The organism is Microcoleus sp. D3_18a_C4 (assembly GCF_036702415.1).
Classification (GTDB): domain Bacteria; phylum Cyanobacteriota; class Cyanobacteriia; order Cyanobacteriales; family Microcoleaceae; genus Microcoleus.
On the sequence record NZ_JAUBTI010000044.1, the window covers coordinates 1 to 22,018 of the forward strand.

Annotated in this window: 18 protein-coding genes; 10 read left to right on the forward strand and 8 right to left on the reverse strand. The window is 44.1% G+C overall.

Going from position 1 to position 22,018, the window contains the following annotated elements; all coding sequences use genetic code 11:
* The first annotated feature begins 283 nt into the window (after window positions 1–283).
* Window positions 284–496 carry a hypothetical protein gene (locus QUB16_RS18945; protein WP_333318405.1) on the forward strand — a complete coding sequence of 71 codons (213 nt, stop codon included), beginning with the start codon at window positions 284–286 and terminating at the stop codon, window positions 494–496.
* Window positions 497–980: 484 nt separating this feature from the next.
* Window positions 981–1,109: a hypothetical protein gene (locus QUB16_RS18950; RefSeq protein ID WP_333318407.1), complete on the forward strand. Its 129-nt coding sequence runs from the start codon at window positions 981–983 to the stop codon at window positions 1,107–1,109.
* 237 nt (window positions 1,110–1,346) lie between these two features.
* Here the strand turns inward: QUB16_RS18950 and QUB16_RS18955 are convergent, their stop codons facing one another.
* Window positions 1,347–2,282 (reverse strand): WG repeat-containing protein, encoded by a 936-nt coding sequence (locus QUB16_RS18955; protein WP_333318408.1) that lies wholly within the window; start codon window positions 2,280–2,282, stop codon window positions 1,347–1,349.
* A gap of 41 nt (window positions 2,283–2,323) precedes the next feature.
* Between QUB16_RS18955 and QUB16_RS18960 the strand changes: the two genes are divergently transcribed.
* Window positions 2,324–2,485, forward strand: a complete 162-nt coding sequence (locus QUB16_RS18960; RefSeq protein WP_333318410.1) for a hypothetical protein — start codon at window positions 2,324–2,326, stop codon at window positions 2,483–2,485.
* A gap of 97 nt (window positions 2,486–2,582) precedes the next feature.
* On the opposite strand, the gene QUB16_RS18965 is transcribed toward QUB16_RS18960, so the two are convergent.
* From QUB16_RS18965 to hsdR, 4 genes are all read right to left on the reverse strand, one after another.
* Window positions 2,583–4,169 carry a restriction endonuclease subunit S gene (locus QUB16_RS18965; protein WP_333318481.1) on the reverse strand — a complete coding sequence of 529 codons (1,587 nt, stop codon included), beginning with the start codon at window positions 4,167–4,169 and terminating at the stop codon, window positions 2,583–2,585.
* A gap of 128 nt (window positions 4,170–4,297) precedes the next feature.
* On the reverse strand, window positions 4,298–5,749 hold the full coding sequence (locus QUB16_RS18970; protein WP_333318411.1) for an N-6 DNA methylase: 1,452 nt from the start codon (window positions 5,747–5,749) through the stop codon (window positions 4,298–4,300).
* 41 nt (window positions 5,750–5,790) lie between these two features.
* Complete coding sequence (locus tag QUB16_RS18975) at window positions 5,791–6,645, reverse strand: hypothetical protein (RefSeq protein WP_333318413.1); 855 nt, start codon at window positions 6,643–6,645, stop codon at window positions 5,791–5,793.
* Between the two features lie 399 nt (window positions 6,646–7,044).
* Entirely contained in the window at window positions 7,045–10,401 is a 3,357-nt protein-coding gene (hsdR, locus tag QUB16_RS18980) for a type I restriction-modification system endonuclease (RefSeq protein WP_333318415.1), read from the reverse strand.
* Between the two features lie 689 nt (window positions 10,402–11,090).
* On the opposite strand from hsdR, the gene QUB16_RS18985 reads away from it, so the two are divergent.
* From QUB16_RS18985 to QUB16_RS18995, 3 genes are all read left to right on the forward strand, one after another.
* Complete coding sequence (locus QUB16_RS18985; RefSeq protein WP_333318417.1) at window positions 11,091–11,732, forward strand: hypothetical protein; 642 nt, start codon at window positions 11,091–11,093, stop codon at window positions 11,730–11,732.
* Between the two features lie 58 nt (window positions 11,733–11,790).
* A complete protein-coding gene (locus QUB16_RS18990) occupies window positions 11,791–12,468 on the forward strand; it encodes a hypothetical protein (protein ID WP_333318419.1) in 678 nt (225 codons plus the stop codon).
* 75 nt (window positions 12,469–12,543) lie between these two features.
* Window positions 12,544–12,666: a hypothetical protein gene (locus QUB16_RS18995; protein ID WP_333318420.1), complete on the forward strand. Its 123-nt coding sequence runs from the start codon at window positions 12,544–12,546 to the stop codon at window positions 12,664–12,666.
* Between the two features lie 661 nt (window positions 12,667–13,327).
* Here the strand turns inward: QUB16_RS18995 and QUB16_RS19000 are convergent.
* The 3 genes from QUB16_RS19000 to QUB16_RS19010 form a co-directional block, all read right to left on the reverse strand.
* Window positions 13,328–14,212, reverse strand: a complete 885-nt coding sequence (locus QUB16_RS19000) for a tyrosine-type recombinase/integrase (RefSeq protein ID WP_333318422.1) — start codon at window positions 14,210–14,212, stop codon at window positions 13,328–13,330.
* Window positions 14,213–14,476: 264 nt separating this feature from the next.
* A complete protein-coding gene (locus QUB16_RS19005) occupies window positions 14,477–14,773 on the reverse strand; it encodes a hypothetical protein (protein WP_333318424.1) in 297 nt (98 codons plus the stop codon).
* Window positions 14,774–14,875: 102 nt separating this feature from the next.
* The gene (locus QUB16_RS19010; RefSeq protein ID WP_333318426.1) at window positions 14,876–15,004 is read right to left on the reverse strand and encodes a hypothetical protein; all 129 of its coding nucleotides are present in this window, start codon (window positions 15,002–15,004) and stop codon (window positions 14,876–14,878) included.
* Window positions 15,005–15,358: 354 nt separating this feature from the next.
* Between QUB16_RS19010 and QUB16_RS19015 the strand changes: the two genes are divergently transcribed.
* The 4 genes from QUB16_RS19015 (at window position 15,359) to QUB16_RS19030 (ending at window position 21,858) form a co-directional block, all read left to right on the forward strand.
* A complete protein-coding gene (locus QUB16_RS19015; RefSeq protein ID WP_333318428.1) occupies window positions 15,359–15,652 on the forward strand; it encodes a hypothetical protein in 294 nt (97 codons plus the stop codon).
* A 32-nt stretch (window positions 15,653–15,684) separates the two neighbouring features.
* Window positions 15,685–16,212: a hypothetical protein gene (locus QUB16_RS19020; RefSeq protein ID WP_333318430.1), complete on the forward strand. Its 528-nt coding sequence runs from the start codon at window positions 15,685–15,687 to the stop codon at window positions 16,210–16,212.
* A gap of 3 nt (window positions 16,213–16,215) precedes the next feature.
* A complete protein-coding gene (locus QUB16_RS19025; RefSeq protein ID WP_333318432.1) occupies window positions 16,216–16,779 on the forward strand; it encodes an SMI1/KNR4 family protein in 564 nt (187 codons plus the stop codon).
* A 1,353-nt stretch (window positions 16,780–18,132) separates the two neighbouring features.
* On the forward strand, window positions 18,133–21,858 hold the full coding sequence (locus tag QUB16_RS19030) for a hypothetical protein (RefSeq protein ID WP_333318434.1): 3,726 nt from the start codon (window positions 18,133–18,135) through the stop codon (window positions 21,856–21,858).
* Window positions 21,859–22,018 lie beyond the last annotated feature (160 nt).

The window sequence follows — 22,018 nt, forward strand, 5'->3', positions numbered from 1 at the left end:
TTGAGCGAATGTAGAACTCATATTGGAGACTCCATTAAGGGCATTATTAGTAGATACACCCCGGAGTTATCTCATCAAACTTATTTAATAAATATGCGATTTTGGCAATTGACTTTTGTATGAATCGAGGTAATCTGAACTGAAGATAACACAGCCTAATTGCAGTTGATTCGAGCAGCCGTCAAAAGTTGTGCGAACTTTGTCAATCTCTCTAAGGATAGAGGCATTTTTTTGAAGTGCCGAGGTAATTTTATCCATGCAGTCAGATTTCCCAGCCTAAATTATGGCAACAAAATATCCACCTTCATTGATGCTGGAGCCATTGAATACAAAGCTCTTGGATGGGGAATTTGCGTATTCCGAGGCGCAAGTCGTTTCCCTTAAAGAAGTCAACATAGTGCGTCCTCCAAAAGTGAGTTTAGCGGTAGATACAGCCTTGGAGTCAGAGCTTTTGAAACTGCCAGCGACCTTGTTTATTTCATTCATTTTTATTTAACCTATCTATTAGTTTCCCCTATTTCTGCTGCACTGCCATCCGCAATCGCACGGAATTTATGTTCTGCGTGTTCTCCCTTACTTCCGGCAAACGCGCAATTACCGATCGTTCCGATATCCTGTTGGTGATACCACTTTCAAACAATAATTTAAATCTAGGCTCGTGCTTCAAACCTCGATAGCCATTAGTCATTCGGGTAGTGATGCACAGTAATGGTTTAATATTAAATCAACATAAATTTTTGAGGTAAAAGTATGAAAGGTTCTAAGTGTTAAAGCGATTGTTATATCAAAAAGGGAAAAAAATATTACGGGAAACAGCGATTTAAATGTAAAATTTCTAGTCGTCAGTTTATTGAGAATTCTCAATATAAACAGATTTCACTCCTAAACTAAAGCCTTAATTGAGCGGCTGATTTTTTTAAAATTTTCTTGAGCCGGAATTGCTAGATATACGGGGATATCCATTCGATGGCTTCAGAGTTATGTACAGGACTTATGCAGCTTACTTCAGAGAGCCACTGGTTACTGCTGTGCTGGAAGAAGTACGACAAGAGTTAGGTTTGGAAACAAAAAAACATACTGCTAAGAAGTTTGACGATAGTGGTCTGTAAGAATTAATTTTTTTAATTCCCTTATACGTCCTTCGGATTTTGATTGATCAATTTTTTTGAAGCATAAGATGAACGCTTGATTTTTGAAGTATAAGATGAACAAATGCTCATCTTACGGATAAAATCACCATTCGACTGGCAAAGGATTTGGAGCAGAGAGGACAACAAAAGCGATCGCATAAAAATAACGATTGTTTGAGTTAGCCTCTATCTTGATTCGCTTTCACTATACCTCCCTTATAGTCGAGGTGGTGGCTGGCTAAGACCTTCGCGTTCAAAACCAAACTGTGGCTTGATAGCTACCTTCCCAGTTTTGTCGATATAGCCCCATTGATTACCTATCTTTACCGCAGCCAGCCCTTCAGAAAAGTCAGAAGCATCATCAAACTTTGGCTTGATAACAAACTTTCCTGTCTTGTCGATAAAGCCTGATTTCTCACCAATTGTTACCACTGCCAATCCTTCGGAAAAGTCTGAAACATACTGGAACTGCGGCTTGATAACAATGTTGCCCGTCTTGTCAATATAGTTCAACTGGTTGTCAATGGTTGCCAGTGCCAGTCCTTCTTTAAAGCGAGAAGCACCATCAAACTGAGGTTTGATGACGATATTGCCCGTTTTGTCAATATACCCCCATTTATCGCCGATGCTTACTGCTGCTAGTCCTTCAGAAAAGTCAGAAGCACTATCAAACTGAGGCTGAATGACGATATTCCCCGTCTTATCGATATAGCCCAATTTACCGCCTATTCTTACTTCTGCGACGCCTTCGGAAAAGGAATAGGCAAACTGAAACTTCGGCGCGATCGCAATTTTGCCTGTCTTGTCAATAAAGCCCCACTGCTCATTAATATCGACTCGTGCTAACCCTTCGGAAAAATTATCAATCTGCTCAAGATCGAATTGCGGCTCGATAACGATTAAGCCCATTTTGTCAATAAACCCATACTTATTACCAATCATGACCTGGGCTAGCCCGTCTGAGAAGGGAGAGGCTGAAGTAAATAATGGCTCGATAACTATGCGACCCGTTGTGTCGATATAGCCGGATTTAGTGCCAATTACTACGGCTGCCAGTCCTTCAGAAAAGTCATCAGCATAGTCAAACTGTGGCTGAATGATAACTCTACCGCTAGGGTCTATGTAACCAACTCTATGAGCATCTGAAGTCACAATCCTTACAGAGGCTAGCCCTTCAGAAAAGCGGCTAGCAGGTGAAAAGAGGAGGCGCGGCTTTGGGCACGATTGAAGGCAGGACGGTATTGATGAAGAAGGTGCGGGGAGATTGGGTGGTAATGGAGGGGGAGTTGCTACGCTTGGATGCAGTAGGGGTTGTAGGGCGATCGCAAATCCCATTGTGGCTGCACCGACGATGAACCGAGCCAATACCCCTTTTCTCAACGTTTTGAATAGCATTAGGTTCTGACGCAGTAATTGTTCTGAGTGATGGCGGCTTTGACGCAAGCTACAGGGTTACTCGAATCCCGGTAAGCTCAATTGTTTCGGTTCTGCGGGTTCAGGTTTTGCCTTGTGGCTTTTCTTTTCAGTTTTACCTTTTGCCTTTTTCTTTGTATCCAGCTTCTCCCGTTCGGCGCGGATGCGTTCTAAGAGGACGGAGGCGGGTTCGTCGTTGGGGTCTTGCGGAACCAGTTCACCTCGGAAGGCTTTGGCAAGGATGGAGCGATCGAGTTGATCTAGGTAGACTTGGGCTTCTTTGTATTGCTGTTCAATTAGGTCAGCAACTTTGAAAAATTTATTGACTCTATAAACAATTTTTTCTTGTTCTTTTTTGGGAGGAATTGGTAAAGGAAGATTGCCAAGAGTAGTGATGTTAATTGATGCTAGGTTAGTCGTTTGATTGGCGTTAGCAAAAAAGTAAGCTTTAGCATACTTAGATTTAGTAGCAATCGAAATATAGCTAGAAGATACACCTGGGTAATACAGTCGCGCTCTGTAAATATGGTTCTGATGTATACAGTTTTCCAGATTATTTAACCAAACCGTACCTCTACCTAACTTGTCTCTATCTCCACCTTCGGTAAAGAGAATATCCCCATACTCTAAATGATATTTCTGCAAATCTTCTGGCAAGACCTCAATTTCCTTTATTTCATTTAAATCTAAAAAACCATCTTGAACATTTGCGACTCTTAAGTAAGGCAACATAATTGTTTTGCGATTACCAAATTGGCGTCCCTTTGTTACACCTCCAATAACATTGGATATATTAACTATCCTTTCCCAGCTCCACGTATCTGGTATGGCGGGAAGACTTGAAAGATCGATAGGTTCTATATTTTGTTTGAATGGCGTTGTTTTTTTACGCCCTTCTGCTTCAGACTTTTGACACTCTTGTTCATAGCGTCTATCACGTTCAGCACGAATGCGCTCTAACAGAACTGATGCAGGTTCAACATCAGGGTTTTTCTCTCGCCAATCAGCGGTGAGGTCGCCACGGAAAGCGGCGGCGAGGACTGATTGACGGAACTGGTCTAAGAGGGGAGCGATCGTCTCAAGTTCCTCCTTTACCCGCTGGCTTCGAGCCTTCAACGCCTCAATCTTGGCAACTATGCGGCGTTGTTCGTTGAGGGGTGGGACAAGTAGTTCTATACCACCCAACTTTTTGAGATAAATGCCTTTTTGTGCTGTACCTTTTGCCTTATCTAATAATTCCGCTTGTTTCCTTGGAGAGCGAAGTTGATACATAAGGAACTCAGGCGTAATACCAATTGGCGAAAGAACGGCAACGCTTCGCTGGAGAGTGAATGGTTCAATATTTTCTGGTACAGTCGTAGCTCGACCAATTGCACCAACAATTGTTAGGAGTACATCGCCAGGTCGTACCTTAGTTCTATTATTCTCTGTTTCAAATGCGATTTCATCAATGTATCTAAAATCATTAAAATTAATTTTTCCATTTTCTATATTTCTAGCACTGAGCATAGGTAAACCATGCTCTTGTTTTGAAGGAGGGTTGTGTGAACCATCAATCAGTTTCGTCGTAATCTGATTTAATGCTATTGATGACCAACCTTGAGGTAAATCACTATTTATTTCCACGCTCAAGCTACTTCCTCACCCTTTAACAATTCTGTCAGTAATCTCATCTATTCCATTGCCTCCTGTAACCTCAACACAAAAATGACACGCTCATTAATGCTTACTCTTTATTCTTGTTAATCGTCTTCCTATTCTAGAAGCGCGGTTTCAGTCTCTTCCTCATTGTCCAGCAATGCCGTCAGCGCCTCCATCTCCTCTACTGCCGTCTGTAACCTCATCATAATCTCAGCCGCAATAATCTCCGGTTCCGGCAAATCATCCCCCGATTGCAAACTCTCATCCCTCAACCAAGAAATATCGAGGTTATTCCCCCGCTTGGCAATCTCCTCACGAGTAAAACAGCGCCAGCGCCCCGTTTCCCCTTGATCTACACGCAGACTCTTCCCATTCGGGTCATCCCCATACGCCAACTCAAACTCATTAAAATGAGATCGCATCAGGGGTATCCGCTTCCCGAAACTGGGCATATTCGTCCGCAGGTCATACACCCACACTTCCTTAGTATTGCCCTTCTCCGTCGTCCCCCGCTGGAAAAACAGCACATTCGTCTTGACCCCTTGGGCGTAGAAAATCCCCGTAGGTAGCCGCAAAATCGTATGCAGGTTGCACTTATCCATCAAGTCAGCGCGGATATTGCGCCCCTGCCCATCTTCAAACAACACATTATCCGGTAACACCACCGCCGCCCGTCCTTCTGGTAGCAGACTGCGATAAACGTGCTGCAAAAATACCAATTGCTTGTTAGAAGTGGGATAAGTAAAATCATCCCGCGTTGGACTGCCACCTCCTTTCTTCGTGCCAAAAGGCGGATTCGTCAAAATCACCTTAGCCTTCGCCAACCGCTGCCCATCCGGTGAGAGAGTATCCCCCAACGTCACCTCCCCCTCAATCCCATGCAACATCATATTCATCAACAACAAGCGGTGGGCATCCTGCACCAACTCCATCCCATAAAACGCCTGTTGCCGTTGAAAAACCTGTTCAGCTTCCGAGAGGGTAAACAAGTCATCCGTGTGTCGTTTAACATAGCGGTCAGCCGCAATCAAAAACCCTCCCGTTCCCGCTGCTGGGTCTTGGATTAATTCCCCCACTTGCGGTTTAATCAAGGACACCATGCAGTCAATCAGCGGACGCGGCGTAAAATACTGCCCTGCCCCGGACTTCTTCTCACTGGCATTCTTCTCTAATAGCCCCTCATAGAGGTCGCCTAACCCTTCCTCCTTGGCAGAATACCAGTCCAACTTATCAATACTTTCGACCAGCTTACTTAAAATGCGCGGTTGTTTCAGCGCCGTTTGAGCGTTGGCAAAAATTGCCTGCACCCGTAGCGATGAAGCTTTAGATCCCAATTCCAGCAGCAGAGAGCGGTAGAATGTCAATTGTTCTATCCCTTCTTTCGCCGTCAAATCTGCCCAGCGTAACCCTTGGGGCAATTGGTCTTCTACCCCCGTCTCCTGCGCCATCTTGAGAAACAGCAGGTAAGTCAGTTCGGTGACGTATTGCAGGTAAGTAATGCCATCATCCCGCAGGACGTGGCACAAACTCCAGAGTTTTTGGACAATATCGGTCGTTGCGTTCACTCGGTTCTTGATTAAAATATGCCTTCAACAGTTTAGCAATTTTAGTAACTTAAAGATTGCCAAAACCAATTGTCTTTAACTTTAATAACTCCATTACCCATTGAATCATAAGGACGGGAAATATCTTTATCTGACCTGTAAATAAAATCAGCAGCTCCATCTCCAAATCCATAAGTCCGTTGCCGGAATTGAATGATTTTCGCCTCTCCTTCTTTAGTGATTGTGATATTTCCTCGAATGAACTTATTGCCTCTATTTGCAAGATAGCTATATCGGCAGGGAAGCTCGGCAAAACCCTCATTATTAGGAATCAAACTCCCGGAATCAACTAAAGCCACTACCGCTTCAAATTCCGATAACTTTGAAGTGAAATTTTTAGGCGTAATATAAGGGGTTTCGCTTAAAAAGATAGCCAAGCAAAACATTAAACTAATTCCCCAAGGAACTAAAGCGGCTTTTCTCTCCCGTGGCTCGATTTGCTTCCAAAAACTCCGATTGAGTACCAGTAGTGCAACTCCCGACCTCAAAAAAGTATAGATTTTCGGAAAAGCTATTGTAGGTATACTAAGCCCAATAAGCCAAGGATATAAGAGAGCTATTGTCCAAACTAAAGAAATCTTTATAGCTGAAATGTGTTTTCTAGCTAAGTTGTTATCTGAATAAATTGACCACCAAATCGGCCAGAGAAAGAGAATTATAAAAAATAAATACAAAATTCCCATAGTAAGAAGCCAAAAATCTAGCTTCCATTGAATAAATCGATCTCTCGATTGACAGGGAAAGAACTCTAACAGCAACATCAACGAACCAATAACCATTACTACCAGCGAAATTACCGTAGCTTTGGTATTGAATAGGGAGCGATGTTTAGGTATATTATCGGTACTATCCTTCATAGTCAGTTTGAAATAAAAAAACAAAAATATTCAGAACAACCCTGTGTGTTATCCTTAAAAAATTGGCGTTGCTGATTCACGGTATGAATCGACTTTTATCGGAAGTTACAAAACTCACCCTACTTGGCTTATATAGCAATCCTAAATGATTATACTCGTTACCAGGCTCTGTACTCGTTACCAGGCTCTGCCTGGTAACGCATATCCGGAGGCTCTGCCTCCATAGTCTGGGCCGAGGCAGAGCCTCTGGACATCGGTTCCCAGGCAGAGCTTGGGAACCAGTTAACCAGTTATTGAAACTGATTTAGGATTGCTATAGCAATCCTAAATCTTGAATTCATACCTGTATCCAGCAACGCCCTCTTAAAAATTTTTCTAATTGTTCAAATTCTACAAATTCTAACTTACATTGTCCCAAAGGTTACTGCTAATTTCCACTAAAATCTCCTCTAACCCCCCATCAAACGCTTTATTAATTCTCTCAAATCCTCCACCTTGAGCCTTAAAAGCTCCCCGGTCAAAAGCATCTCGGTCTACAATAACCTCTGTCTTCAACTGCTGACCAATTCGTTCCAACCACTTGCGCTGAGGTGCAGTCCAACTACGACTCGCCAAAATTTTCTTCATCGCCTTATCTACTCGTTCTCCATAAGGCACCAACGCATCTCCCAACGCCGCCTGCCGGATAAACCCGATAATCGAAGCAGCAATATCCTCATTTGTCATCTCCCGCCAGGCCACTTGCAGATTAGTTTCCGAGAATCCTGCCGCATCCAACAACAAACGCAGTTCCTTAAGTTGCGCCCTGGTCAAGTCACGCGGTCGCTGAGTCACCACCAACAGCGCCGGAATATTATTCAAATTCTCCCGCAAAAAGGCTCTAAAGCCATCCAAATAGTCTTGCGGTCGTTCGGCATCCCCATAGCCTCGTTCCACACTCCTCAACACATCCTGATGGCGGGAAATGATAACTGCTTGCATCCCGCCATCCCGTCGGTCTAACATTTGGGCAATTTCTTTTCTATCCCGCAACCACTGCGCCGCCTCACTGGGGCTAGATTCGCGTAAATGGCTTACCATGCCCTCAACAGGCATTCCCGCCAGCGTTTCAATTGCCTCCTTGCTGTCATCCGAGAGCGATCGCTTTTTGCGCTGTAACTTCGCCAACAGCTCATCAATAATACTCTCAACTGCCGCCGAATCTTGTACCGTCCCTAACTCATCAATCAACTGGCTAAACGAAAAATCGGGCTTATTGACCACAGGCTTCATTTCGGACACCTTTGAGATGGCGGTATAGATATCTACCGCATCAAACACCCGAAACACCTCTTTACCAATCTCGTCACACAGTCGAGTTGCTCGCCCCAACATCTGTTCGTAAAGTATCCGGGAATTCACCCGCCGCATAAACACCACGTTACATATTTCTGGGACATCAATCCCCGTCGTCAACAAATCTACCGTCACAGCAATCTTGGGATTGACCTCATTTTTAAAGCGGCGAATCAACTGCAACGGCTTATCGGCATTCCCGGTAATCTTCAGCACCGAGTCATCTTCGACGCTATCATACTTGTTTTCCAAAGCAATTTTCAGTTGGTCAACCACAATATCGGCATGATTGGTATTGACGCAGAAAATCAGAGTTTTTCCCGGTAACGCAGGGTCAATATTTTCCGCTAAATACTCACAAACCACCCGATTAAACTCTTGCGTTACCACCCGCTTATTAAACTGCTCAACATCAATGCGGACAGTATCCGGGGCGTGAACCAAATCTAGCCGCCCTGTTTTGGGGTCAAAAAACTCCATTTGGTCGCCTGGGTTCCAGACAATACCATCTTCAGAAAGGGCAGTCCTAATCCGATAGGGCGGTTCGTGGTCAATCAACCAGCCATCAATCACCGCTTCCCGATAGCTGTAAGTGTAAACAGGTTCTCCAAAGATTTGCGTCGTGTGTAGTGCTGGAGTTGCCGTCAGACCAATCTTCACCGCATCGAAGTAATCCAGCACCCGTCGATACTTCGATATGTAGTCGTTGAAGTCCCGGAACGTTAATTCTGTTTCGCTCAACTCTTGGTCAAGCAAATACCCCCGATGGCACTCATCCACCACAATGCAGTCATACTGGTCAACGGTTAGGATAGTCGTTTCATCCGAAGGGTAAAGCAAGCGTTTGACAAAGCTTTGGACAGTAGCGATATGAACTTTAGTATCGCTGTCAATGTCGCGCTCTCCCAATTCCTTAATCTCAAAAATATCGGAAAATGTCTGAAGACTCTCCATCCGAGTATCTTTAAACGCATTCTCCGCCTGTTCTCCCAACGCTGTGCGGTCTACCAAAAACAGCACCCGACGAAAGCGCTTAGTTTTTAACAACCGATAAACCAAGGCAATGCAGGTTTTGGTTTTTCCCGTCCCTGTTGCCATCGCCACCAAAAGTTGCCGCTTATCAGAGGCAAGTCCTGCCTCAACCTTCTGAATTGCCTTTTTCTGATACTCCCTCAGCGTGAAGTTGTAGTTAAATTCTTCTTGAGCCAGCTTCCGATGCGCTTCCTCAATGTTTTGTTCGAGTAAATCAAGCAATCCTTGGGGAGAATACCAACTTTGTAAAGGACGGCGCAAGTTTTCCGGACGGCGTAAGTCACAAAACCAAATACCGCTTTTCGTCCGCAGTTGCTCTAAAAACTCCCTACCATTAGTTGCAAAGACAAACGGCACTTTAAACTCACCCCAAGGACTGCCATCTGGTAAGGTTTCGTTCCCCTGGATTTGATAGCCCCGACTGTAGCGCTTCGCCTGGTCAATTGCTCCGGAAACGTCTTTACTCCTGCGCTTGGCTTCCACCACCGCCACAACTTGCAATCCCACAAACAACGCATAATCAGCGCGTCCGTCTGCTGTAGGATATTCTGAGATCGCTAAGTTTTTCCCCTTTTGAGGACGGGTGCCACTAGCATAGGTAAGTTCCTCTGAGTCTACCTCCCAACCCCCTGCCCTCAACTGAGCATCAATTAAACGACGTGTTTCTGGCTCATCCAGAACAACTTCCTTCTCCGCCTGCTGTGCTTGGCTAATGGTTTGTTGTAGAACTTCAGGGGGCTGACTAACAGCACTCGCTTGCAGTTGAGTCAGATGGTTCAAGGCTTCTTTTGCTTCTGCTTCAGCGTCTTGCAGCAACTGTTCGGCTAACTGCCTCAGTTGCGCCTCCTCCGCTACTTTCGCTAACGCCATTTCCACAGCCGTTCGGCTTTCGTTGGCTTGCTGCCGCAGCCGTTCTAACTCCTGCTTGAGTGCCTCGGTTTCTCTCACCGGGTCAGGTGGTGGAATAAACGCCCCAGCTTTAAAGTTCGTATCTCTACCAAAACTCTTGTGAAACCAGATACCCAGTTCCCTGGCCAACTTTAAATTACTTAATGCTGCGCGATGGTCGCCCGATAGGGCGTGGTTGGCATCATTTCCCGCGCGGCGTAACTCGTGGAAGAATTGGTTAATCTGACCAGGAAGAAAGCCCTTATCCCGTAAGCGGTTAAGTAACTCAATTTGGGATTCATCGGTGTCACTTTTGTAAAGACCAGCATTCGCGGCGACCAACTGCGCCAAAACTTCCCCAAACTGACGCAGTTTCATCAAACAAGTTACTGGGTCAGTGGCAAAGTATTGCTCTGCCAGCGTCCCTAAGCTTACTAACAGTGGTTCGTGAACCTTTAGGAAAGCAAAGTTGGGTGAATTGAGCGTGTTATCCTGTGACATTACTTAGTGTCTGTAGAGGACTTTTTTCGGCAAAGCAGTTTAACAACTGTGTTGCAGCGGACTAACGAAAGCTTCTAGTGCATCGCGAAAGTTACTGGTAGCTGCTGAACACGAACTTTATCCAGAAAAACATTTCGCTCAAATAGCTTTCTGATACTCTGCCATCTCCCCAAACGGCAACCGACAGCGATCGCATCTCCCATTCTCCCACAGCGCAGGTATCTTGAATTGTGCTTCACACTGGGAACACTTAGCTAAAAGCTTAAGCTGATGGCGATGATTGATGGCTATTACCGTTTAGCGGCGGTTGCGAGCGTCAGGGGTAGCAGTCGAATTCTATCTAGTCCGGGGAGTGCCTAGCAATCTCTAATCCCAGTTGCCCCATCCGTTTCTGGATGGGGCTTTATTTTTACCCGCTAGCTATCGTCCAATACTCCTAGCCGCTTACACACCACAGCCCCCCCAGGGACAGAACCTATTTTTACCCCCCAGCCATGGTAAACTTTTGTTATTGTAGACCGGGATGCGTTTGACCGGGGAGCGTTCAAGGCTCAAGGTGGAGGATTTGAGCGCTTAAACAAGACTTTTGAGGGGCGATTGGAAGAGATTTTGAGCCAAATTGCTAGCACGGTTTGGGAAGAGGCTAGCTAATTGATAGAACCATACTCAAAAGGTAGGGAGTGCACGCCATGATAGAGGTGCAAAAGCTATATACAGAAATCGGCTTTCGAGTTTCGGGCGAACTGCTTAAACAATTACATGATTGGGAATATTCAGTCGATAAAATAGTTTTTAAAGAACAGTTAGCAACTGGTTCTTACAAAGGACGCTATTCAATCGAGGGGTTTCTCCTAGAGATGATGAAACAGGCAGAGCAACAGGGGAAAATCATGCCTTACTACGGCGCTGGGGGAAGTAGTGGAGCCTGTGCCTATAAATTTCGATTAAATGGTTCTAAATGTAATTTGAGAGTTGAACACTTTCTAACAGGTGATGCTTTAGATTTAGAGGCAGATATAAAGGAAGCGAATACCCTACTCGAAATGGTAAGAGAGCCAGAGATTCAGTTTTCTTTTTTGCCATATGTGACTGATGAGGAACTTGACCACCCTTGGACTGGAGAGCGAAATTCCATGCTTGTTTGTAAGATTGCGGGGCAGGAATATGAGACTTTAAGACAGTGGAAAAACTGGAGCGATGAGCAAGCTCTTACACCCAGATATATTTATCAATTTGCTCAAGTGAGTCTGGGAGCTACAGGCTTTACCGTCAAAGTTGAAGATACGGAAACAGGTGATGTGATTGATGCTACTGACTACGATAATTGGTAGATTATAACTCTCTGTCATCACTCTAGGTAATAGTTCAAAATCTTTAAGGTCTTTTCTTATGGGTGGTCACATATATGATTTTTTTATTTACAATGAAGAAAACTACTTGTTACTTGAGATACAGCATCGCTTAAAGCAGCCCATTGATTGGATTGAAACTACATCAGAAGGGTATATATTTCCTGGTAAACTAATAAGTGAATTTCTAGAGGATGAAGGATTAGAATTAGCCGACGTGATAGAGGGAAAAGGCTTAATTAGACCGGAAGACTATGGAATGCAACCGTGTCCAATGAGTTTGGCGAATCGATATTCTTATTCTACTTATGAAATTACTGATGAAGGATTGTTTTTGAAAGAAATGACCATGGGCGACGTTGCTGATGGTCATAAACCCATACAAGGAGTTATGCCAACATTGCACCTAGGGCTGTCTTTCAAGGATAGCTTTATCTATAAAAATTTAAATATTTTTACTCCATTAACTGGAAGAGTTCTTTTATGTAAGGGTCTAAATTATTCATTGATTTCGTGTGGTCTTATACCCGATATTGCTTGCGAAACTCTTTTAAAAATGACTTTTGATAAGGGAAAATTAGTTTTAATTCAAGACCTTTCATTAGGTAATGGGATAGCAGGACATATGGAGATTCAAAGACAACGGAGTGAAGGTTTAAAAGGTTTGATTGAGAGGGTGGAACCAATCGGTTTACTTCCTCCAACAGACAATCTCTGAAGTGGAAATTGACTCTACACCTAACCTTTCACTAAGTAGACTTATTACTCACGTTAAACCTTAAAAGAGAAAAGAGTGAACGCAACGACTGATATTGTCCAAAAACTCTGGAACCTGTGCCACGTCCTGCGGGATGACGGCATTACTTATATAAAGCCCTATCAGGGATTGAAACCAAGCACACTTGATTCCGTTTGATTCGTTTTGATTCCTGCTTTTTTGACTAAAAAGACCAGCCGACACTCTGTTAGCGGTTGCCAAAGGCGATCGCCTGCTGCGACCAATAGGGGTTCTGTGTCCATAAAACAGGGTTAAAATACTTATCCTATCGTCCAAAAAATGGGTCGTTTGAAGATGTCTTATGCAGCAACTGGTTGTACACGGGAACAGCATCTGCAAAAATTTCGAGTCGAATCGTGTTTCGGTCATTCCTTTGAAATGTGACAAGGTACAAAGTCTCTCCTGTCTCCTCACTGAATGGATATTGTGGTCGATCTACAGTTCCTCTTACTTCAGATCCTGAAGCGTTAATCTTTTTGCCGTTAACTCGATTGATTCCTTTAAGAACATAAGCTCCGGGTTCCCAATAAGAAAGCTTAATTGTCCATTCTTTTGAGGCGAATATTCCCGTTGAAAGTGGACAATTGTTAATTTATTTATCGCCAATTACCGAGAGCTTGCAAGGTTGAGATTGTGCTATATTAACAGGCTGTGACAAGGCGATAATCAATGGAATAAACATAGACTTTTAGATGAAACTATTAGAAGTATATACGATCAATATGGATAGTTTGGATCGCTCTGTTTTGGACTGTCTTTTCCTCAAGACCTTCAACTTAAATTGCATCCGGATCGCCCGCTAAGTTATCAGATACAGACCACTAGAATCATTGGGTTTCGCGTGCAGATACCTGCTAGTTGTAGCAATCGAGGCATGGCCCAAAGTTTGGGATAACAAATGAATCGGGGCCCCACGGTTGAGCGCGTGACTGGCGTGACAATGCCTCAACCAATGGGCGCTAGTCTTCTCAGAAATTCCCGCGCGTTTAGCAGCTTCCTTTACCAAGTACGTGACAGAAATCCTGTGCAAGCGGCCACCGTTAGTCGCTTTCCGACTCCTGAAGATTGGCTCAGAATTTCCAGCATCCCCTCTGCTGTTCAAAATTTCCCTATATAAAGTCTTTGGCAGTAGCACCACGCGAGTCTTGCCACCCTTGCCATAAATCAAGAGTTGCCCGTTTTCAGCATTCGGACTCAAATCCTCCCAGTTCAAATCGCACAATTCCGAAGCTCGGAGTCCGGCGTAGTAAAAGGTTTTGAGAATCAACTTGTTGCGCTCGCACGGTTCCAGAGCAATCATCGTCAACACCTCAAGCTCAGAGAGGATTTTCTGCGAGAGAGTATCCTTTGGTTTGGGTGTAACTAGCGCAGCAGCAGCGTTAACTTGAATCAGCCCAGTGCGGTGGCCGAAAGACTGTAAACTTTTGACAACAGATATATAGGTACGGCGGGAAGAAGGAGATAAATCGTTTTTTTCTAAAGTATCAGCGAAATATTGAAAATCTTGGAGAGTCAACCACTGAAGCGGTTTATCAGTGGTAGTTAATAACAAATTGGCAACACGACGGTAGAGATCCGCCGTATTTTCAGACTTGCCATGAGTCCACAAATCAATTATTTCGGCATTGTCCGTGCCGGGAGCGATGACTTGGGGAGCCGGTGGATTGGAAGCTGCAAGTGTCATTTTAGGCATTCTTGAATAGTACATTATGCTGGTTATGTCATATTCCTCGATTTTAAATGGCCCCATCCGAGGGCTGGGATGGGGCTACACAGCGTCTTTGCGACGAACTTTAGCATCTTAAGTTGGGCCAAAGCCGGCTGTCGTTTGATTTTCGGATTCTAGGACTCGCGCTGGGATATGCTCGCTTTGCGGGGGCCCGGATTGAGTCGAGGTGCCAGCGTAGCCGCATGATATTGCAGGTGGCCGGCGACAACCTTGTACCCGTTACTGTCTCGCACCAGCACGCCTGGGAGTTATCAAGCCGCCGTGAGCCAAACTCAACTCGCCTGCTATTTCTAGTTCGTTGCGATCAAAGTTACTGGTAGGCAAATCAGATACTATGCGCTTGACCGAGACTAACGAGAGCATTAGTTTCTTGGTGGAGATCGGCTTAGCCGTAAGCACTCTCCGTAGTTGGTGCGGTAGCGTCGGTGTGGCGATCGATTCTGGGGCGGTCGGAGTTTTTTCGGGCACTGGTTTTGTTTGTACTAGATAAATACTAGCACTATGCCTAGTAGACATTTAGTAATTAAGCTAGTTTTTGTGTCTAGTATTTCTCAGGAGTCCATGCTAGTATTTTTGTCTAGCTTATGTACTAGATACCGCTAGCGATGGGAGGGTTCGCTAGTGGTCAGGCAACTGTTGCTGATAGTCTTGGAGCTCGCTGAGCTTGGCTTGTAGCGCTGCGATTTGGGCATTCGTGGCGTCGATTTTTGAGGCGATTTGAACGAACTTGTTGGCTAACAGAGTCATTGTTCTTCGTCCTTTGGTTGTGTGTGCTGGTTGTGAAGCGTATGTAGCGAGCGGTTTGTGTCGTTTCCGTTTCGCTCTAACAAATACTAGCATAATGTCTAGTATTTGTTAGAGTATAGACACTAGACAAAAAGCCCAATTAAGATGCTAGATAAAAAGCTATTTTTGTACTAGCATAATGTCTAGTATATTGAGCATTTAATGTCTAGTATTTGTTAGAGCATAGACACTAGACAAAAAGCCCAATTAAGATGCTAGACAAAAAGCTAGAGGCGCTAATTTTAAGCTAGCGTGATACTAGACAATTAAATAGCATTATGCTAGACTGTGGCTAGTTTATTACTAGACAAGACTATGACGAGCAAAACCAATAAGCCCGAAACCCCTACAAATAAAAGGCTTCAACTCAATTTGAGACTGGACGGACGGGAAGACTTGCTAGAAGCTATCAAGACCACTGCCGAAACCAACGGCTTAAGCGTCAATTCTTGGGTTGTGGGGTTGCTGGAGTCAGCGACGGGGATGAAACCTGCTAGTGCAGCGCCGACAGGTGGGGATTTAGAATCAACCATCGCCAAAGAGCTAGACAAGTTGCTAGCAGAGAAGTTAGCCAGCTTTGAGGAACGGCTGGGAAAATTGAGTGCCTGATCGACGGCAACGATGAATCGCTCAGGCTTGAATTGCAGGCTGATGTAGGTTGGGTAGAGCAAGAATTGAATGAGGTTCGCGGCGATTGCAGGGTACTCAAGGAGGAACGCGACGAAGCCCGCGCGGACTACGCCAAGCTTCTAGAATCTAGTACCGCAGTGGCGGACAATCTGCGAGAGGATATTCGGCAATTGCGATCGCAACTCGAAGCCGAACGCGCCGATCGAGCGCAACTCGAAACCCAACTCGCAGAACTGCAAGCGCAACTTGCAACACTGACAGCCGATCGTGCCGCTTCCCAAGCCGAACTCCGATCGCAACTTGCAGCAGAACGCACCGATCGCCAGCAACTCCAAACCGAATTAGCCAGCACACGGGAAGAACTAGCAAAACTTAAAGAAAATCCGCCGCCTGCTACTGCACAGAACCCGCCACCAGCGATCGAATTACCAGAGGCCGCCGACTTGCTCAACCAGTTGAAAGCTAAGCGGAAAAAGTCGAGGGCGGACTTGGCAGACGTTGAGGAAATCTTAGAAATCCTAGGGGGGGATATCAATTAAGGTATGCAAGAAATTTGGACATATATAGAATCTTGGTTTTATGCAAATGCCCCCAAAGTCCTCGACACTTTGCAACCTGGAGCTTCTGATACTCAAATCAAAGCAGCAGAAGATTTTCTTTCTATCCAATTCCCGGCAGAGGTTAAGGCTTCTTATCGTATCCATAACGGGCAGTCAGATGATGGCTATGGCTTTTTAGAAGGGAAGGAATTTCTCTCTTTAGAGCGTATACAAGAGGAATGGGCGGTGTGGAAAGAACTTTTAGATGCCGGGCAGTTTGAAGACTTTAAAAGTTCCCCTGATGCAGGTATTCGCTCTGATTGGTGGAGTCCACAGTGGATTCCGCTAACCTATGACGGAGCAGGTAATCATGATTGTCTAGACTTGAATCCTGGTGAGGGTGGAAAGCGTGGACAAATTATTACAATGTGGCACGATGAACTTGAAAGGCAAATTGTTGCGCCAAGTTTTAGGGAGTGGTTGGAGCAATATGCTGAAGGCTTGAAATTAGGACAGTTTGTTTTTTCCGAGGAAGACGGAGGTATAGTCAACGTAGATGATATGTAAGCTGCCACGTCAACTCACTGGGCAGACTTGAAAGGGTTTTGACAATTAGCCTTACAAAAATTTACAACGTGACTCAAAATTTGAGAAGGAAGAACTTAACTACGAATTAAAGGCATTGTGGATGCGATCGTAGATTCTTTGGAATAGTTAATTGAACTCAACCGATCGCCCGATCGCCCAAAACAGAAAACCCCCCGGCGATGTCGGAGGGTTTTTTCACAATGGGTAATCGATAACTGGTAACTGGTAACTGGAATCACCCTTTACCCTAATTACGGGGGTAAATGAGCAGTCGTACAGAAACTTACGCTAAGGCTGAAAGTTTTACTGGATAAGCATTCTGGGAACTACTATTTTTGTCTCTCAAAAACTTAAAGAATTGAAAATTAAGCTGTACCAATTAGAGCATAGGTTTTTTGGTACAGCTTTTTTGTACGGCACAGTAAGGATTTGAGGCTTTTAAATTTCAGACAGATCAATTGGTACAGGTTTATAAGAGGCGAGCGCAGTATTCAAAACGACTAATCAATTCCTTAGCGTAAGTTTCTTTACGACTGCTCATTTACCCCCGAATACTGCATCGAAAAGTATTTGTTGAGTTTGCTAAGTCTGCTAAAACTGCGAGGGCGATCGTTCGCCTCATTAAATTTTTGTTCAATACCGATCGTGTTGTGGCTCTACAATACAAATGCTCCTCTTTATTGGAGAAGTTTTTTATATTTGGGTATAAATATATCTCTGAACATTGCTATTGCTACCAGCGATCTTTGCTTTTTGTGCAAGCTTCCTCTCTGGCATAAGTTTGAGTTTTCATGCGTTTTTTGTTGCTAACAAGCCCCCAAAATCAGCTAACAATTAAGCTTAGTTTGCACAAGTTTGCTCGCACATTCTCATAAAAAACCGCGAAAAACGCATGAAAAGGCATGAAAACTCAGCCCCAAAAAGTTAATTTTGAGGTTTTTTCCTGTCCCGGTACACTTAATATCAATTTAATAATTTAACAGCAAGCTCTACACTCCCCAATTTAAGCAAATGTAGCAGAGGCAAGCTACCAACTGTAGCATTTATATTCGTTTCATAGGAGCTGTTCTTGCTTTCTACGGCTGTCCTCAAGCTCTCTAATGCCAGCACTTACCTCTTGCTGCTATTGTTAAGAACAAGCAAGGAGCGTGTTTAAAAGCCCGCCGCCGTGCTATTGACCGACTTGGACTGTCGTAGGTTAAAACCCACCGACTGAACCTACTAGCCCAGGAGGAACGAACTTGGCGGGAACAGTTGAGTCGAAAAGTAGAAGTCACTCCCGAATTGGTATCGGTGTTGCTAATTCGCTTAGGGTTGTAGGATGGAAATTAGATGTGGACGATTAATTCATACAAGATTTTTGCTCTAAGAACGCCAGGGGGCGATCGCTTCGCCGAGTTTGTTGATGCCTTAATCAGGGCAGAAGCATACATTCACAGCCTACCCCAATCCGAAATTGCTACAAACCTGCGGACAAATCTCGGTGATGGGGGCGTGGATACCGAACTGCGCCAAGCAATCCCTAGTCAAACAGGGTGGACTAATTTCCCTACTTGTTGGCAATACAAAGCTACTCAATTTGCAGGAATTTCAGCATCAAATTTACAGGAAGAAATCAATAAATCTTACTCCCAAGAACTTATAAAAAAAGGTTATGGTTATCGTTTTTGTATTGCTGATGACTTAACACCAGAAAAGAAAAGAGATTGGGAAAAAATTCTGAATGATGAAGTAAAAAAGCTGAAGGCTTCAGCCCCAGATGCGAGAGTCATTACTGCATCTGACTTAGCTGCATGGGCTAGCCAGATTCCGGCTATAATCGTTCAGTTTTGCCAAACCGAACTGAGCAATTGCATGACGCTTATAGACTGGGGAGAAGAAATTGTAGAACTGACCCCAAAATGTGTTGAAATACAAGACTGGGTTTCGATTAAGCAGCAGATCGTAGACCATGCTAATTTTGCCAGTACAAGTAATTCTGTTATTCAGCTCATTCAAGGGGAATCAGGTGTCGGCAAAACTAGACTGGTTTACGAATCTCTATCGGGTCTAGAAGGCGCTCAGTCATTAGTGCTTTATACAAAAGATAATGCCGCGTTAACCATTGCCTATTCCTTGATTCGCGATCGCTCAACCAAAGTTATATTAGTAGCAGATGAATGCTTACCTGAAACTCAATCAGAACTTAAGCTTCGGCTTAATAATGTTAGAGACAGGGTGCGGGTTATCTGTATCGACAATTCTGGAGAATTTATTCGTAGTTTCTCCGAACAGCTTTGGCTGACTCGCATACCGGAAGCTGATGTCGAGCGCATTTTAGAGCAAAATTTCCCAACAGTCCCTTTAGATCGTCGCCATGTTTATGTAAATCTATCGCGGGGATTTGTCAAGCTGGCAGCAGATCTCTGCAATCAAGACTCGCAGATAGTAGCCCGAGGAAATTTTAGCTCAATTTTGTTAGATGTAAGAAGCTACCTGAGAAACCGCTTAAATAACGATGAAAAATTACGGGTTGTGGAAGCGATCTCACTTGTCTGGAAGGTGGGATACCGCGAGGATGTCGAAGAAGAATTTAACAGCTTATGTGAATGGCTAAACTTAAATCGAGAAAAAACTTTAGAAATTGCCTGGAAATTAAAAGATGTTCCTGGGTTCGTTTCCTATGCCGGTCGTTACATTTACCTAACGCCTCAAATTATTGCTCGAGTTGCTTTTGAAGGTGCGTGGGAAAGATGGGTCGCCTACGATCCGCCTGCATTTCTTTCAAAAATTCCCCCGGGGCTTCTTCAATCTTTTCTCAAGCGCGTATCTATCAGTGCTTCTCAGGAGGTACGCCGCATTGTCGGAGACTTTTTTCGCTCTTGGTCTGCCCAACTTCAACCGCTCGATCTAATTGATATCGAGCGAGTTAACCGGCTGGTAGTTTTGGTAGAAACCAACCCCGGTGATTATCTGCCAAGACTTGTTGTACTTATCGAGCGAGCGTCTCTGGAGGAACTTTTAAAATTTTCTGGAGGATACCCAAATACCCGACGTTCATTAGTCTGGCTAGCGGAAAAGATGGCTAGTTTTCCTGAGTTCTTCCCCCAGGCAGAGTCCATTTTAGGGAAGCTAGCTATTGTCGAAACGGAGCCTAATCTAGTCAATAACGCCACCCACATCTGGCAGCAATTATTCCGCATTCTCAACTCAGGGACAGCGACCCCTTTTGCTGAAAGACTAACTTTATTAGAACGTCGGTTATTCAATCAAGATGAAGGACAGATAACTCTGGCACTCAAAGGCTTTAACAAGATTTTTGAGACTGGTAGATGGCGGGGTGTTGGTTCTTTTATAGTCTCTGGAAGAATTGCCCCTGAAGAATGGAAACCTGGGAATCAGTTAGAGATTAGGTCATGTGAAGAATTAGCACTCCATCTTTTGTTGAAGGCAGCAAACAGCGCTTTGCCTTATCTTCAAAGTGGGGTTCTACATATTGCAATACAAAATATGCGCTTTTTCTTGGCTAATGGCTACTTAGAGCAGATGAAAGCACTTTTCCCCACAGGTACTATACCACCAACATTCCTGTTCCCATTGATTAGGAATGTGGAAGATTTCATTGAAGATAATTCAAATGCTTCCCAAGAAGTGCAGGAATTGAGGGGGGATGGGGGAGATTTCATTAATGATGATTCAAATGCTTTTCAAGAAGTGCGGGAATGGTTGCAAACCCTCATTCCTAATGATTTTCATGGAAAATTGATTGAAATTGTGGGTAAATCGCTCTGGCACTATTTGGATCGAAATGACCAAGAGGCTTGGCATCGAGAAATCGAAAGTCTTGCCAGACAGCTTTGCGATCACCAAGAACTTCTCCAATCCAATATGGAGTGGCTTTGTTCGCCCCAAGCATTGAGTGTGTGGGCATTAGCTGATGCAATGGGAGCCTACGATACTAATGCAGGTTGTTTGAACATTATTATGCGTTCACTAGCAGAAAATCACGCTACTGGTTTAGCCAGGGAATATATAGCAAGTTTGGTTAAAAATTACCCTCAACATACTGATGTTGTGAATGCCTGGATCGACCAGTTTGAAGCTCAGTCTCCCGCTGTTGCTTATGAGTTATTTAAAGCAGGCGGTGATGCCACTAGAGCAGTTCAGAGAGCATTAAATCTAGTAGACAAGGGAGTTCTGCCATTAGAATATCTCGGTGGTTTTGTCGCTGGTATGCCTCACAGACTACTTTCTAAAGATGAATTCTATGAAATTTTAAAGAGGTTAATGAACTCTTTAGAAAAGGAGAAAAGTATCCCTACGATTCAGATAGCTATTAAACTTGTTGCCTATCGGTTAGAGAAGGAGCAAACGGATAATCTAAGGAGTATTACAGACCATGCCTCTATTCAAAGTTTAATATGGACACTTCTCGAATTCACGGCAGTGTTGAGCTTTGGAGAAGCTTACTACTGGGCTAAAGTTCTGAAAAGCCTGGCTCCAATTGATTTTGATCTAGCTGCAAAAATTGCTACTTTAGCGTTGGTTGGTAATGGCAGCAAACAAAAGGATGATGCCGAAGTAATTCTGGTTGAAATGGCTCAATCTAATCCAGATATAGTAATGCAAAAATTGGGAGAATTGATACTTGATGAAAAGCAAGGATGGCATTTTTTTATCGAAAAATATCGTTTTCTGATCCAATCACTTCCTCTTGATGCCGTAAAAAAATGGCTTTTGTTAGTGGGAGTAACTGGAGCGCAGCGTCTTGCCAAAAACCTGCGGGTTCCTTACCTAGATGAGAAGAACCAACCTGTTGTGCCACCTCTGACAGAGTTTATTTTATCAGAATTTGAGGATGATGAAGATACTTTTCAAAATTTCTGTCGTGGTTCTCACAGCTTACAGGTTTATAGTGGCGATATAGCATCCCAGAAGCAAAAAGAAGCTGAAATAGCCAAAATTTTTCTGAATCATCCCCTGCGGAGAATTAGGGAATGGGCGGATTACGAAATTGATAGCTGTGAACACCAGGCCAAGTTGTGGCATCAATTTGATGAAGAAAGCCAAATAGATTAACTACGAAGCGGCTTTAAATGTAAAGCCATATTCATATAGCTTCTTGAAAAGTTCAGGCGAGCGCCATAAGATTAAGATGTTAGTAGAGCGATCATTTGACCGGATCGCACTTTATTTAATTACAGTCAGAAAAACAGAAAAAAACCCCTGCATGGGAGTG

Bases quoted from the DNA above. Each gene is read 5' to 3' on its own strand.
- QUB16_RS18985 (WP_333318417.1), top strand. From the start codon at position 11,091: ATGATAGAGGTGCAAAAGCTATATACAGAAATCGGCTTTCGAGTTTCG.
- QUB16_RS18945 (WP_333318405.1), top strand. From the start codon at position 284: ATGGCAACAAAATATCCACCTTCATTGATGCTGGAGCCATTGAATACA.
- QUB16_RS18975 (WP_333318413.1), bottom strand. From the start codon at position 6,645: ATGAAGGATAGTACCGATAATATACCTAAACATCGCTCCCTATTCAAT.
- QUB16_RS18950 (WP_333318407.1), top strand. From the start codon at position 981: ATGTACAGGACTTATGCAGCTTACTTCAGAGAGCCACTGGTTACTGCT.
- QUB16_RS19015 (WP_333318428.1), top strand. From the start codon at position 15,359: ATGACGAGCAAAACCAATAAGCCCGAAACCCCTACAAATAAAAGGCTT.
- QUB16_RS19000 (WP_333318422.1), bottom strand. From the start codon at position 14,212: ATGACACTTGCAGCTTCCAATCCACCGGCTCCCCAAGTCATCGCTCCC.
- QUB16_RS18990 (WP_333318419.1), top strand. From the start codon at position 11,791: ATGGGTGGTCACATATATGATTTTTTTATTTACAATGAAGAAAACTAC.
- QUB16_RS19030 (WP_333318434.1), top strand. From the start codon at position 18,133: ATGTGGACGATTAATTCATACAAGATTTTTGCTCTAAGAACGCCAGGG.
- QUB16_RS19010 (WP_333318426.1), bottom strand. From the start codon at position 15,004: ATGACTCTGTTAGCCAACAAGTTCGTTCAAATCGCCTCAAAAATCGAC.
- QUB16_RS19005 (WP_333318424.1), bottom strand. From the start codon at position 14,773: ATGTCTACTAGGCATAGTGCTAGTATTTATCTAGTACAAACAAAACCA.
- hsdR (WP_333318415.1), bottom strand. From the start codon at position 10,401: ATGTCACAGGATAACACGCTCAATTCACCCAACTTTGCTTTCCTAAAG.
- QUB16_RS19025 (WP_333318432.1), top strand. From the start codon at position 16,216: ATGCAAGAAATTTGGACATATATAGAATCTTGGTTTTATGCAAATGCC.